This is a genomic window from Streptomyces sp. ISL-100, from assembly GCF_018614615.1.
GTDB lineage: Bacteria > Actinomycetota > Actinomycetes > Streptomycetales > Streptomycetaceae > Streptomyces.
Window position 1 is genome coordinate 1 of record NZ_JAGGOK010000108.1, and the last position, 11,816, is coordinate 11,816.

Consider the following 11,816-nt stretch of genomic DNA (forward strand, 5'->3'; position numbering starts at 1 on the left):
AGGTGAACGGCTGACTCCTATAGAGGCGCTGATCGTTGTGGACGTTCAATCAGCCTTCGTCTCCGGTGACGGGGCAGTACCCGAGGCGGCCCGGCTCGTGGACCGGACAACGGACCTGATCGCACGGGCACGAGAGAGCGGGGCGCTCGTCGTCCACCTTCAGAACGACGGTCCCGTCGGAGCGGACGACGAGCCCCACACGCTTGGCTGGGAACTCCACCACCCCGTCGAGGCCAGCCCCACGGAGATCGTGATCCGCAAGACCCAGGACGATGGCTTCGAAGGGACTTCCCTGGGGAGCGAGTTGGCCGATCTGGGGGTACAGGCGCTCGCCGTCTGCGGCATGATGTCCGAGATGTGCGTCCAGGCGACGGCCCGCACGGCCCTGGCACGGGGGTACCGGGTTGTGCTGCCGCACGACGCCCACGCGACGTACGACATTCCGGCGGCACCGGGAATCAGCGACGGGGTTCCGGCCGCCATGGTCTCTCGGGTCGCCGAATGGGCGCTCAGCAACGAGGTTGAGGTCATCGCCCACGCCAAGGACGTCACGTTCACGGCCCTGCCCTCACGGTCTTGGTGAAGCAACCGGGCCGATTGCAGCCTCGGACCTCAACTCTGCTTGTCGCGGCCGCTGTTCCTGTCGGTCGGTACGGGCCTGGTCAGGTAATCCGCGATGCGTTCTCCCCACATGCAGATGTCGGCGCGCGTCCTGGACACATGCAAGTCCGCGTGTGGCAGCACATCGGCCAGTGTCTGCGCGGTCGACAGCGGGTGGCCCGGGTCATCCGCCCAGGCCAGGATCAACGCCGGCCGGCGCAGTGCGGCGATTGCCGCAGGGGAAGGCAAGTCGGAGAGTGCCAGTCCGCGTAGGACGGACGGCAGTACTCGCTCGGCAGGCGTGGGTGGGAATATGGGAACGTCGGCTACGACTGCGGGGCGTGGCTGTTCCCGCTTGGCGGCGAGCCACGCGTCCACTCCCTCTCGTCCGATGGTGTCAGCGGACGCCTGGTTGGTCCGCGCGTATGCCTTGCGCGTCGTCCAAGCGGTGGGCGGGATGAGCAGGGCCAGGCGGGAGAAGCGGTCGGGCGCCTGCACAGCGGCGTGCAGCACGGTGCCGCATCCCATCGACGCGCCCATCGCGTCGATGGGTTCCGTTACGCCCAGGTGGTCGAGCAGGGCCAACAGGTCATCTGCGAGCGAGGTGTAGGTGTAGTCGCTGTCCACGGGTTCGCCGGTGGATCGGCCATGTGCCCGGGCGTCATAGCGAACCAGGCGCCGCCCCCGGTCCAGCACCGGCCCCCAGTCGAACAGGCCCATCCGGTCCTCAACGGCCTGGCTGACCAAGCCGCCGTGCGCGTACACGGCTGGAGGGCCCTCACCGGCGTCGTCGTAGACCAGCTCGGCCCTGCGATGGCGGAAGCGGCCTTCCATGACCGCGTGCCTTCCCACTGTCCCCATAGCTGCACGATTCTTCCTGGCGCCCTGCGAAAATTCAGCCGGTGAGTCGCACCCCGGGCGTCTGCTCGTCCTGGCGCCGCTCCTGGTCCTTCTCGACGGCAATTCCTGGGGAGTGGGGGCCTGACGCGTCTGCCGTGGCGCGGGGCCTCACTCAGCGTCCGCCGCGGATACTTCAGCTGCCACGGCAGGAACGGGCGACCCGGGCGACCCGTCGGCCACGGGAAGGGTGACCCGGAGCTTCGACTGGCCGTGCGGCAGTCGCTCCCAGTCGTCCATGAAGCACGCGACGAGGCCGTGCTTCCCGGCCAGCCGGATCAGCGTCTCGGTACGGTAGTAGAAGTCTTCGCCCAGCACATGATGTTCGGCTCCCTCCGTTCGGTCGAAGGTGAAGTCGAAGAAGCCGCCGGGCGCCAGTACCCGTCCGACGTGTGCGAGGCATTCGTCGATGACCTCCGGCGGAGAGTGCGAGAAGACGCTGTGGGCGTGCACCACCGTGAACCAGGCGTCGGGCAGGAAGTCCAGCTTCAGGTCCTCGACGGGGGTCAGATACGGCAGCCTGTCCTGAAGTCCGTACCGGACCAGAGTCTTCTTCGCCTCGATGAGGATGTCGGGCGAGATGTCGATCCCGTAGTAGTGGCCGGGCTCCAGGTGCTCGATGAACCGCCAGCCGGCGCGCAGATTCCCGCAGCCGATCTCCAGCATCCGGTCCTGCGGCGTCAGCCCGTGCTGCACCAGGTAGTCGAACTGCATCTGCCCGATGGCCAGCCAGCGATCGTACGAGGGGCCGCCGCCGACCGCCGCCTCCGGGCTGCGCGCCGTGTCGGACGCCATCACCGCCCTGTAGTACGCGACGTGGCTCCCCCGGTGCCGCAACCGCAGCCAGCTGTCCCGCCCCGCCCGGCGCACGTAGGGCAGCACGCGCCCCGGATGCCGCAGCGCGTATCGCACCTTGTGGCCGAGTCGTGAACGGTTCGCCGACAGACGCGAAGCGGGTGTCTGCTGCATGACGGCCTCCGTGCCATCGGTGGGCTGCCCCTTGGTCGGATGCTAACCACAGGCCCGCGGGCTCGCCCCCTCACTCGTTCGGGACAACTGTTCAGCCGAGTGCCTCCCCCGGCCTGGTGGGCCCAGCGCGACCACCCGCAGCGTGGAGGGAACAGGCCGGCGAACCGTCACCCGCCGTACCCCCGAGCGAGGCCAGGCCATGCAACAAACACGCTTCTTCGTCGGCACGCCGTACCGTGTGCCGCTCGAGGCGCGCGAGCGCCGCTTCGCTGTCGGGGTGGCCGCGCGGCCTCTGCCCCTGGCGGCCGTCGCCGCCGCCTTCGCCCTCATCCACCTCGCCCTGGTCGCGCCCGGTCTCGGACTCGGCTGGGACGAGACCGTGTACGTCAGTCAGGTCAGCCCGCAGGCACCGCCGGCCTTCTTCAGCGCGCCCAGGGCCCGTGGCATCACCTACCTCGTCGCTCCCGTCACGGCTCTCACCACCTCGCCCGAGGCCCTGCGCGCGTACCTGGCCGTGCTGGCCGGCTGCGGCCTGTTCCTCGCGCTGTGGGTGTGGCGGCGGCTGCTGCCCACCGCCGTGCTCGCGGTCGCCGGAGGGCTGTTCGCGAGCCTGTGGGTCACGATGTTCTACGCCGGGCAGGCGATGCCGAACCTCTGGGTCGCGTACGGGGCCCTCGCCTCGGTCGGGTGCTTCCTGCGGGCCGCCCGGGACCCCGGGGAGCACTGGGCCCTGGTCGGTATGGGCGCCGGAGTGGCGTTCGCCGCGCTGATGCGTCCGTCCGACGCGGTGTGGCTGGCGCTGGCACTCACCGTGGCGGCCCTGGTGATGCCGCGTACCCGCCGCCGGGGACTGCTGGTCGTCGTGGCGGCCTTGGGCGTGGTCCTCGGCTGCGCCGAGTGGGTGATCGAGGCGTACGTCCACTACGGCGGTCTCACCGCCCGGTTGCGGCGGGCCAGTGAGATCCAGGGCCACCTGGGCTGGTATTTCGCCGTCGACGACCACGTGCGGGCCCTGGGCGGGCGTGCGTTGTGCCGGCCGTGCGACGTGCCCTGGCGCCACCCCGCCTCCGCCCTCTGGTTCTTCGCCCTGCCCCTGCTCGTGGCGGGCGGTGTGCGGGCCGCCGTCCGCGCCCGCCGCCGCAGCCCGATCGTCCTGGCGACGATGGTGGGGGTGGCGCTGGCGGCGCCGTATCTGTTCACCGTCGGGTACGCGGCGCCGCGTTTCCTGCTGCCGGCGTACGCCCTGCTGGCCCTGCCCGTGGCGCAGTGTCTGGTCCGGGTGTGCGGCCCCCGGCCGCGGTGGCGGCGTACCGCGGTCGGGGTCGTCGCCGTTGCCCTCGCCGCTCACCTGGCGATCCAGTACGTCCTGGTCGACAGGATGGCGGACCGGGTACGGCGTGACACCGCCGATCTCACCCGGATCGCCGCCGCATTGCGTGCCCAGGGGGTGCGCCCGCCGTGTGTGGTGAGCGGTGACGAGGCGGTCCGGGTCGCTTTCCGTACCGGCTGCGCCTCCCGCCAGCCCGGTGGCCACGACGGCAGCATCACACCGCAGGCCCTCGCCGCCACGGCGCTCCGGCAGCCCGTCGCGGTCCTGGTCTCCCAGGGGCGGCGCCCTCCCGCGTACGCCCGCGAGTGGCGTCTCCACCCGCTTCCCGACCTGGGGCGCCGGGCCGGCTTCCGGGCCTACCTGTCCGGCGAAAGGCCGATGGACGCGCAGCGATCCCTGCCCGGCTACACCAGTGGATGGCCACGTCCGCGTTGGTGACGGCACTCCGCCCGCGATGTGTCACGTCCGCGCAAGGGGGACGGAGCCGGTGCGGAACACATCCAATGACCCCTCCCGGGCGTTGTGCACGAGCAACGGCATTCTCATGTGACCGCCCCCGAGGGGCGTTTGGAGTACTGAATCTTGAAAAACAACCGTGCGGCCATTCTTCGTGGGGTGTCAGTCGCTGCTACCGCAGGGGCCGTCCTGACGGCCGGGCCGTTCTCCGCCCCGGCGCAGGCCGACACGCTCAGGCCGCCCACGATCGCCGCCAGGGGCGGCTACGTGATGAACAACGGCACGGGGAAGACGCTCTTCGCCAAAGCCGCGGACAAGCGTCTTCCCACCGGCTCCACCGCCAAGATCATGACGGCCCGGGTGGTGCTCGCCCAGCGGAATCTGAATCTGGACTCCAAGGTCACGATCCAGAAGGCGTACAGCGACTACATCGTCTCGAATACCGCGTCGTCGGCCCGTCTGATCGTCGGCGACAAGGTCACCGTCCGCCAGCTCCTGTACGGGCTCATGCTGCCGTCCGGCTGCGACGCGGCGTTCGCACTGGCCGACAAGTTCGGCAGCGGTTCCACGCGAGCCAAACGTGTGAAGTCGTTCATCGGCAAGATGAACGCGACTGCCAGGAGCCTCGGTATGAGGAACACGCACTTCGATTCCTTCGACGGCATCGGAAAGACCTCGAACTACTCGACACCCCGCGACCTGACGAAGCTCGCCAGTAATGCGATGACGTACCCCATGTTCCGTACGGTCGTGAAGACGAAGTCGACCAAGCAGAAGGTCACGACGAGGAACAACGGTTACCGCTTCATGTCCTGGACCAACACCAACAACCTGCTCGGCACGTACTCAGGGACCCTCGGGGTCAAGACCGGCTCGGGTCCGGAAGCCAGGTACTGCTTGGTCTATGCCGCCACCCGGGGCGGCAAGACAGTCATCGGCACGGTCCTGGCCTCGTCTTCGCAGGCCCATCGCACGACCGATGCGAAGAAACTGATGAACTACGGCTTCAAGAAGTAGCCGAAGCGGCCCGACAGGGGGCGGGTGATGAGCCTGCCCCCACCCACCTGGCGGGCGCCTGACCATTGTTAGTGTGCCCGAAACCAGTTGAGGAGAAGGCCTTGCGCACACCCATCGACACCGTGTGGCGGCGTGCCCACACGGTCGAAGTGCGCGACCTCGGCGAGCGCAGTGTTGCGGTTGTCCGCGACGCCGGCGAACTTGCCCAGCTCGCCGGCCTGCTGGAGGTCGACTTCCACGCAGACGCGTTTGTCTGCATGTGCTGGGGTAACGTGCGATTCCTTGTGAAGGATGCAGCCGGGCAGACCGTCGCCGATCTGACACTGCATGCCGAGAGCGGCCTGGACTGGGATGAGTGGGGTGGACAGTTCCCGCTGTTGCGCGGCAAGGAGTTGGCACACTGGCTGACCGAGCGCGGGCTTTGCTTCGGTTGATCAGGTTGCTCCGGGCGTAGTAAATTCCGCCCGGAGGCTCGTAAGGGCCTGCCCCGGACGAGATGTGCGCCGTACCCGGCCTGCAAAGACGACGCTCTGAGGAGACGTCATGAGCGGAAACGGGCAGCAGGTCGACTTCGCCTCCAAGGCGCCCGAACCTCGCGTCCTGGACGTCGACTGGATCCACGGATCGCCGTCGGCGAAGCACAACACCGATCCCGACATCCAGGTCCACGCCTACGATGAACACACGTTCATCCTGCGCCAGAACATGGCGGTCGACTACGAGGCACCGTTCCTGTTCCTGCTGTTCGGCAACACCCGGGCCGTACTCATCGACACCGGAGCCACCGCGTCCGCCGAGTTCTTCCCTCTGCGCCAGGTCGTCGACGACCTGGTCGGGCGCCGGCTGGCCGAGCATCCCCGGGACGGCTACACGCTGCTCGTCCTGCACACCCACGCCCATGGCGACCACGTCGCCGGCGACGCACAGTTCACCGACCGCCCCCACACCATGGTCGTGGGAGCGGATCGCAACAGTGCCTGGGAGTACTTCGGATTCTCCGACGACCCCGGGCGGGTGGCCCGGGTCGACCTCGGCGGCCGAGTGCTGGAGTGCCTTGCCACCCCTGGCCATCAGGATGCCGCTGTCACGTACTACGACCCGCACACCGGATTCCTGCTCACCGGCGACACGGTGTATCCCGGGCGGCTGTACGTGGAGGACTGGGCCGCCTTCCGCAGTACGATCGACCGCTTGATCTCGTTCGCCGGCACCCGACCGGTCACGCACGTTCTCGGCTGCCACATCGAGATGACCAACGTGCCCGGTGTGGACTACCCGATCCGCACCACCTACCAGCCGGACGAGCCGCCGCTGGAGATGACCGTGGGCCAGTTGCGTGACATCCGCAAGGCGATCGACGAGATCGGCGACCGGCCCGGGCGGCATGCCTTCCCCGGCTTCGTCATCTGCCGCGAGGACCAGGTGTAGGCCCTCGCCGCTGAACGCCGGGATGATGTGAAGAGCCCAAAGGCCGTGATGGGATGTGTCGCATGAGCCAGCCGTCCCTGCGTGATCGCATCGAGCAGTACTACGCCGCCGTACCGCTGCTGTTCGCCGAAGCCGAGGAGTTCGACTCCCTGTGCCTCTTCGTACGCAAGGAGGCAGGCGCCCCTTTCTACGGTGGCCCGTACCATGCCCGTCCCGCCTCGGCAGGTGCCGCCACTGCCACCGCCGCCGACATCGCCCGAGTACGCGCCCGGCAGCGTGAGCTCGGTGTGCCGGAGGCCTTCGAGTGGCTCGCCGAGGTGACGCCTTCGCTGCGCGCCCGCATCGAGGCAGCAGGCCTGCCGGTCACGGAACGCCCGCTGATGACCCTCGACCCGCACCATCCGCTGCCCCCGCAGTCCCTGCCACCGGGCGTCACGATCCGGGCCCTGGAGGCCGACGACCCGGCCCTGCCCGCCGTGCTCGCCATCCCGCAGCTGGCCTTCGCGGCAGAGGGCACAGCGCTGGGGCCGGCGGGCCGCGCGGAGCTGGCGGTGGCGGCGGAAAAGCTCATAGCGGACGGCACGGTGGCGATGACCCGCCCCTTCCTCCGCTCCGGCCACAAAACGCTCGCCGCTGCCTTCGCCCCGGACGGCACTCCGCTTGCCGCCGGTCACTACCACCCGGCGCATGGCATCACCGAGATCGGCGGTATCGGCACCCTCCCCACCGCCCGCCGCCAGGGTCTCGGCGCGGCCGTCATGGCAGCCTTGGCCTCCCACGCCCGCGACCACGGTGTCCACACCGTCTTCCTCGCCTACGCGGAGGAGGCCGTCGCCCGTATCTACGCCCGCCTGGGATTCCGCCCGGCCGGAACCACCCTGCTGATCGCCAACCAGCCCGCCCGTGGTCAGTAGGCAGTCGAGGCCTTCCGCTCACGTTGGAGGGGGTGGTGACCGCATGTGGTCGGGCAGGCACTGCTGGTGCCGGGCGAGGTTTCGGAGGGGGCTGCGTACTCTGGGACCAGGACGTCCCGCACCGCTGGGGGAGGTACGTCATGACCCATAGTCACCGATTTCACCTCGATCAGGATGGGCACTCCATCAGCGTCCAGGTCGGACGGCCCTCCGACGGCATTGAGGTCCTGGTGGACGGCAAGGTCGTCGCCTACCGAAAGGGCCGGCCCAAAGGTGCCGCGGTCCTGGAGGCGGAACTGCCCGAGGAGCCGCCCCGGCCCTTCCGTGTCGTTGTGGAGGACATGAGCGGCGAGCCTTTCTGCGTGATGGAGAGTTCGGGCTCGCGCTTCCTCATGCCACAGGTGCCCTTGTGGAGCAGCCCGGACGAACCGCCGGCGCAACCCAAGCCGTCGCCCCGTCCCCTGCGGCGGCTGCGGAGGATCCTGCGGCGCCTGTGAAGGGACGCCGGGTCCGGACAGGCGAAACTCCGTGCGGACGGCTCTGCCGGCGGATAGCGTCGCGTTCACGGTGAAGGGGGACGTGACCATGACGCAACGCGCGGTTCCGCCTCGCGTGGCGGCCGCAGAGCGTGTCGCCTCCGAGGCGGGATTCAGGAAGAGTTGCATCTCTGAAGTGGGCAGGTTGCTCGGGCTGGCTGCTTCTGCGAAACCCCACGGAATCATTGCGGAGAGCGGCACCGGCTCGGGAGTGGGCACCGCCTGGCTGCACAGTGGCCTTGGCGCTGGTGCACGCCTGGTTACCGTAGAGCGTGACGAGGAGCTGGCCCGTCGAGCGGCCAGTGTCTTCGCGGACGACAAGCGCGTCAGCGTTCTCACTGGGGACTGGCGGCTGCTTGAGCAGCATGCCCCCTTCGACGTCTTCTTCTGCGACGGCGGGGGCAAGCGTGACGACCCCCAGGGGGTCGTCGAGCTGCTTGCTCCCGGTGGCCTTCTCATCCTGGACGACTTCACCCCCTCGCCCCATTGGCCGCCTCGTTTCGGCGGCGAAGTGGATCAGCTCCGCCTGTTCTACCTCACTCATCCAGCCCTGGACGCCACTGAAATGCTCACAACACCAGCCAGTTCGGTGGTTGTTGCGGCACGCCGCCTCCAGCCGTGTGAAACGCGCTCCTGAAACGATCCCGGCGTGAAACCGATTCCGAGCCGGAGCCTCAGCCGTTGGCCAGGCTGCGGTCCAGGAGGGGGAGCAGGCGGTCCCAGTGGCGCTGCAGTGCGGAGGGGTTGAAGGCGTCGGTGTCGGACATGGTGAAGCCGTGGAAGGTGCCGGGGTAGATCTCGGTGGTGTAGCCGACACCTGCGGCATCCATGGCCTCGTTGACCTCACTGATGGCCTCGGGTAGTCAGGTCTGAGCACTTCATGGCCAGAGTCTCGCGCTGATGCTGCAGAAAGCCCGTGAGCGAGGCACGTTCGCCGGCTGTCCGGGACGGGCCGGCCCGCTGGTGATCATTCATTCGGGCATCATGCCAGCGGGCCGGTAGGGCGGTTCAGCCACACCGGGCACCGTTCGGCAGCCAACCCCGGCGGACGCGCTGTCGGTTGCGACAGCTAACTTGTTGGGGGCGCGTCAAGTTGATGTGCCGTGACTCCGCCATCGAGGGGAAATCAGCCCACCATGTCCACGCCACCGCCGCAGGGCAGCTACAACCCGTACCCGCAGCAGGGCCAGCCCCCGTACGGCCAGCAGCCCTACCAAGGCCAGCCGCAGCCCCCGTACGGTGTGCCCGGCGGGCAGCCCCCGCAGCCGCCCCGGCGCAACCGCGGCCTCTCGCCTGTCATCAAGGGCGCCAGCTTCGTCGTCGCCGCGATCGTCGTTCTCATCTACGTCTTCTTCTTCAAGGACCACAGCACCACATCCGTCCCCGACCCCAAGCCCGACAACTCGGCCTACAGCGCGGACGTCGGCGACTGCGTGATGGAGAAGGGGACGGAAGCCCGCCCAGACATCGAGATCGTCGACTGCGCCGGCCCGAAGGCGGAGCTCAAGGTCACCGAAGAAGGCATGAGCGCCGACACCCTGGAATGCAAGCCCGGTGAAAGCAAGTTCACGATCACTCAGCGCGGCCGCATAGACGTCGCCCTCTGCCTGGAGCCGCTCAAGAAGTAGCAGCAGCCGTTCCCAGCAGCCCGAGGAGGCCGCGAGCCGCCGGGCTCGTGGACTCCTCGTGGGGCAGCGCGGTGACACTGCTGTACGTCAGCCGCTCCGCGCCGGCCAGCGGGACGGCGCACAGTCCCGCCGCCTCCGGTTTGCGCGTGAAATGCTGGGGAACGAGCGCGACGCCCAGCGACTCACGGACCAGCTCCAGCAGGCTGTGGACGTCATTGACCTCCAGCGACACCTGCCGGCCGATCCCAGCGGCGGCGAACGCCGCGTCGCCGACCCTGCGCGGCCCCCAGTCCGAGTGGAAGTCGATGAAAGGCTCGTCGCGCAGCTCGTGCCAGGAGACCTCCCCGGCCCCGGCCAGCCGATGATCCGGGTGGCAGAGCAGCAGCATCGGCTCGTCCGTGAGCGGCAGCATCCGTACGGTCCGCGGTGTGTCCCCGCAGTCGATGGCGAAGGCGAGGTCGAGCCGCCCGCTGCCGACCTCCTCGATGAGCTGGGCGGAGCCCGCCTGCCGCAGCCGGATCTCCACCTGCGGGTGCCGCTGGTGGAAGCGCGCCAGCAGCCCCGGGGCATGTACGCCCGCGATGCACTGCTCGGTGCCCACGGTGAGCGTGCCGCGCAGGAGCCCCTGGACGGCGGCCACGGCATCCTTCGCGGCGCGGGCTGCCGCGAGGGTACGCCGCGCCTCGGCCAGCAGCGCGCGTCCCGCCTCGGTCAGACCCACCGACCGGGTGGTACGGGCGAACAGCGCGGTGCCGAGCTCCCGCTCCAGCTCCCGCACGGCCGCCGACAGCCCGGACTGCGACACCATGAGCCGCTGTGCGGCCCGGGTGAAGTGGCACTCTTCGGCCACGGCGACGAAGTACTCCAGGTGTCTCAGTTCCATAATTCAGAAGCGTAGCTTCTCAAAGCATTCGCATTCTTCTGTTGGACGGGATGACGGCCGGCCGGGCAGTCTGGGTACGCGGCGCGCTCCGCGCCGCACTCCCCCGCCGGCCCGCACTCCCCCAGAGGAGACCCACGTGTACTCCGCCCACCCCGGCCGTTACGACACCATGCCGTACCGCCGCGTCGGCAACAGCGGTCTGAAGCTGCCGGCGCTGTCACTCGGCCTGTGGCACAACTTCGGAAGCGACCGCGGCCTCGACACCCAGCGCGAGATCCTGAGGTGCGCCTTCGACCTGGGGGTGACCCACTTTGACCTCGCCAACAATTACGGCCCGCCGCCCGGGGAGGCCGAGACCGTCTTCGGCCGCATCTTCGCGGAGGACTTCGCGGCGTACCGGGACGAGGTCGTCATCTCCACGAAGGCCGGGTACCTGATGTGGCCGGGCCCGTACGGCGAGTGGGGCTCGCGGAAGTACCTGCTCGCCTCCCTCGACCAGAGCCTGCGCCGGATGCGGCTCGGCCATGTCGACATCTTCTACTCGCACCGTTACGACCCCGACACCCCGCTCGAAGAGACGATGGGGGCGCTGCACACCGCAGTCCAGCAGGGCAAGGCTCTTTACGCGGGTATCTCCAACTACCCCGCCGAGCAGACGCGGCGGGCCGCCACGATCCTGCGCGAGCTCGGCACACCCCTGCTGATCCACCAGCCCCGGTACTCGATGCTGGACCGGGCTCCGGAGGACGACGTTCTCCCCACCCTGCGGGAGGTGGGAGCAGGGGCCATCGCGTACTCGCCGCTCGCCCAGGGGCTGCTCACGGACCGGTACCTGGACGGTGTCCCCGAAGGCTCCCGCGCTGCCGGTACGAGCCCGTTCCTGACAGCGGACGCGGTCACGGACTCGCTGGTGACGCGCTTGCGGTCGCTGAACGAACTGGCACGTGAGCGCGGCCAGTCACTGGCCCAGCTCGCGCTCGCCTGGGTGCTGCGCGACGACACGGTGACCTCCGCGGTCGTCGGCGCGAGCAGCGCCCGGCAGTTGCGCGACAGCGTCGAGACCGTCGCCCGGCTGGAGTTCAGCGAGGCCGAACTCCTGAGCATCGAGGCGATCCTCGCCAAGGACTGACGCGACAACGGATACGCCCCCGGCCCCGG

At 69.2% G+C, this 11,816-nt stretch carries 13 protein-coding genes, 1 pseudogene and 1 riboswitch; of the genes and pseudogenes, 10 read left to right on the forward strand and 4 right to left on the reverse strand.

Annotation, left to right across the window (positions count from 1 at the left end; genetic code table 11):
* Window positions 1-10: 10 nt before the first annotated feature.
* A complete protein-coding gene (locus tag J7E89_RS36790) occupies window positions 11-583 on the forward strand; it encodes an isochorismatase family protein (protein ID WP_214980428.1) in 573 nt (190 codons plus the stop codon).
* Window positions 584-612: 29 nt separating this feature from the next.
* On the opposite strand, the gene J7E89_RS36795 is transcribed toward J7E89_RS36790, so the two are convergent.
* Both J7E89_RS36795 and J7E89_RS36800 read right to left on the reverse strand, forming a co-directional pair.
* Entirely contained in the window at window positions 613-1,434 is an 822-nt protein-coding gene (locus tag J7E89_RS36795) for an alpha/beta fold hydrolase (RefSeq protein WP_214980414.1), read from the reverse strand.
* Window positions 1,435-1,608: 174 nt separating this feature from the next.
* A complete protein-coding gene (locus tag J7E89_RS36800; RefSeq protein WP_214980415.1) occupies window positions 1,609-2,466 on the reverse strand; it encodes a class I SAM-dependent methyltransferase in 858 nt (285 codons plus the stop codon).
* Window positions 2,467-2,665: 199 nt separating this feature from the next.
* Here J7E89_RS36800 and J7E89_RS36805 point away from each other — a divergent pair, with 199 nt between their 5' ends.
* The 7 genes from J7E89_RS36805 (at window position 2,666) to J7E89_RS36835 (ending at window position 8,784) form a co-directional block, all read left to right on the forward strand.
* Window positions 2,666-4,234 carry a hypothetical protein gene (locus J7E89_RS36805; RefSeq protein WP_214980416.1) on the forward strand — a complete coding sequence of 523 codons (1,569 nt, stop codon included), beginning with the start codon at window positions 2,666-2,668 and terminating at the stop codon, window positions 4,232-4,234.
* A gap of 177 nt (window positions 4,235-4,411) precedes the next feature.
* On the forward strand, window positions 4,412-5,269 hold the full coding sequence (locus J7E89_RS36810; protein WP_308315723.1) for a serine hydrolase: 858 nt from the start codon (window positions 4,412-4,414) through the stop codon (window positions 5,267-5,269).
* Between the two features lie 101 nt (window positions 5,270-5,370).
* The gene (locus tag J7E89_RS36815) at window positions 5,371-5,703 is read left to right on the forward strand and encodes a hypothetical protein (protein WP_214980418.1); all 333 of its coding nucleotides are present in this window, start codon (window positions 5,371-5,373) and stop codon (window positions 5,701-5,703) included.
* A gap of 30 nt (window positions 5,704-5,733) precedes the next feature.
* Window positions 5,734-5,801, forward strand: a riboswitch (guanidine-III (ykkC-III) riboswitch).
* A gap of 11 nt (window positions 5,802-5,812) precedes the next feature.
* A complete protein-coding gene (locus J7E89_RS36820) occupies window positions 5,813-6,697 on the forward strand; it encodes an MBL fold metallo-hydrolase (protein WP_214980419.1) in 885 nt (294 codons plus the stop codon).
* A 62-nt stretch (window positions 6,698-6,759) separates the two neighbouring features.
* The gene (locus tag J7E89_RS36825) at window positions 6,760-7,611 is read left to right on the forward strand and encodes a GNAT family N-acetyltransferase (protein WP_214980421.1); all 852 of its coding nucleotides are present in this window, start codon (window positions 6,760-6,762) and stop codon (window positions 7,609-7,611) included.
* 140 nt (window positions 7,612-7,751) lie between these two features.
* Complete coding sequence (locus J7E89_RS36830; RefSeq protein WP_214980423.1) at window positions 7,752-8,108, forward strand: hypothetical protein; 357 nt, start codon at window positions 7,752-7,754, stop codon at window positions 8,106-8,108.
* Between the two features lie 82 nt (window positions 8,109-8,190).
* Window positions 8,191-8,784 carry a class I SAM-dependent methyltransferase gene (locus J7E89_RS36835; protein ID WP_214980429.1) on the forward strand — a complete coding sequence of 198 codons (594 nt, stop codon included), beginning with the start codon at window positions 8,191-8,193 and terminating at the stop codon, window positions 8,782-8,784.
* A 37-nt stretch (window positions 8,785-8,821) separates the two neighbouring features.
* Here the strand turns inward: J7E89_RS36835 and J7E89_RS36840 are convergent.
* Window positions 8,822-9,007, reverse strand: a pseudogene (locus J7E89_RS36840) (dienelactone hydrolase family protein); the annotation flags it as partial.
* Window positions 9,008-9,283: 276 nt separating this feature from the next.
* Between J7E89_RS36840 and J7E89_RS36845 the strand changes: the two are divergent.
* A complete protein-coding gene (locus tag J7E89_RS36845) occupies window positions 9,284-9,775 on the forward strand; it encodes a hypothetical protein (protein WP_214980424.1) in 492 nt (163 codons plus the stop codon).
* Here the strand turns inward: J7E89_RS36845 and J7E89_RS36850 are convergent.
* Window positions 9,765-10,658: a LysR family transcriptional regulator gene (locus tag J7E89_RS36850; RefSeq protein WP_214980426.1), complete on the reverse strand. Its 894-nt coding sequence runs from the start codon at window positions 10,656-10,658 to the stop codon at window positions 9,765-9,767. The genes J7E89_RS36845 and J7E89_RS36850 overlap by 11 nt on opposite strands.
* Before the next feature lie 136 nt (window positions 10,659-10,794).
* On the opposite strand from J7E89_RS36850, the gene J7E89_RS36855 reads away from it, so the two are divergent.
* The gene (locus tag J7E89_RS36855; RefSeq protein ID WP_308315724.1) at window positions 10,795-11,787 is read left to right on the forward strand and encodes an aldo/keto reductase; all 993 of its coding nucleotides are present in this window, start codon (window positions 10,795-10,797) and stop codon (window positions 11,785-11,787) included.
* The last annotated feature ends 29 nt before the right edge of the window (window positions 11,788-11,816 follow it).

Excerpts from the sequence above, each read along its gene's own strand:
- J7E89_RS36850 (WP_214980426.1), bottom strand. The coding sequence starts at position 10,658 with ATGGAACTGAGACACCTGGAGTACTTCGTCGCCGTGGCCGAAGAGTGC.
- J7E89_RS36805 (WP_214980416.1), top strand. The coding sequence starts at position 2,666 with ATGCAACAAACACGCTTCTTCGTCGGCACGCCGTACCGTGTGCCGCTC.
- J7E89_RS36830 (WP_214980423.1), top strand. The coding sequence starts at position 7,752 with ATGACCCATAGTCACCGATTTCACCTCGATCAGGATGGGCACTCCATC.
- J7E89_RS36825 (WP_214980421.1), top strand. The coding sequence starts at position 6,760 with ATGAGCCAGCCGTCCCTGCGTGATCGCATCGAGCAGTACTACGCCGCC.
- J7E89_RS36845 (WP_214980424.1), top strand. The coding sequence starts at position 9,284 with ATGTCCACGCCACCGCCGCAGGGCAGCTACAACCCGTACCCGCAGCAG.
- J7E89_RS36800 (WP_214980415.1), bottom strand. The coding sequence starts at position 2,466 with ATGCAGCAGACACCCGCTTCGCGTCTGTCGGCGAACCGTTCACGACTC.
- J7E89_RS36820 (WP_214980419.1), top strand. The coding sequence starts at position 5,813 with ATGAGCGGAAACGGGCAGCAGGTCGACTTCGCCTCCAAGGCGCCCGAA.
- J7E89_RS36795 (WP_214980414.1), bottom strand. The coding sequence starts at position 1,434 with ATGGAAGGCCGCTTCCGCCATCGCAGGGCCGAGCTGGTCTACGACGAC.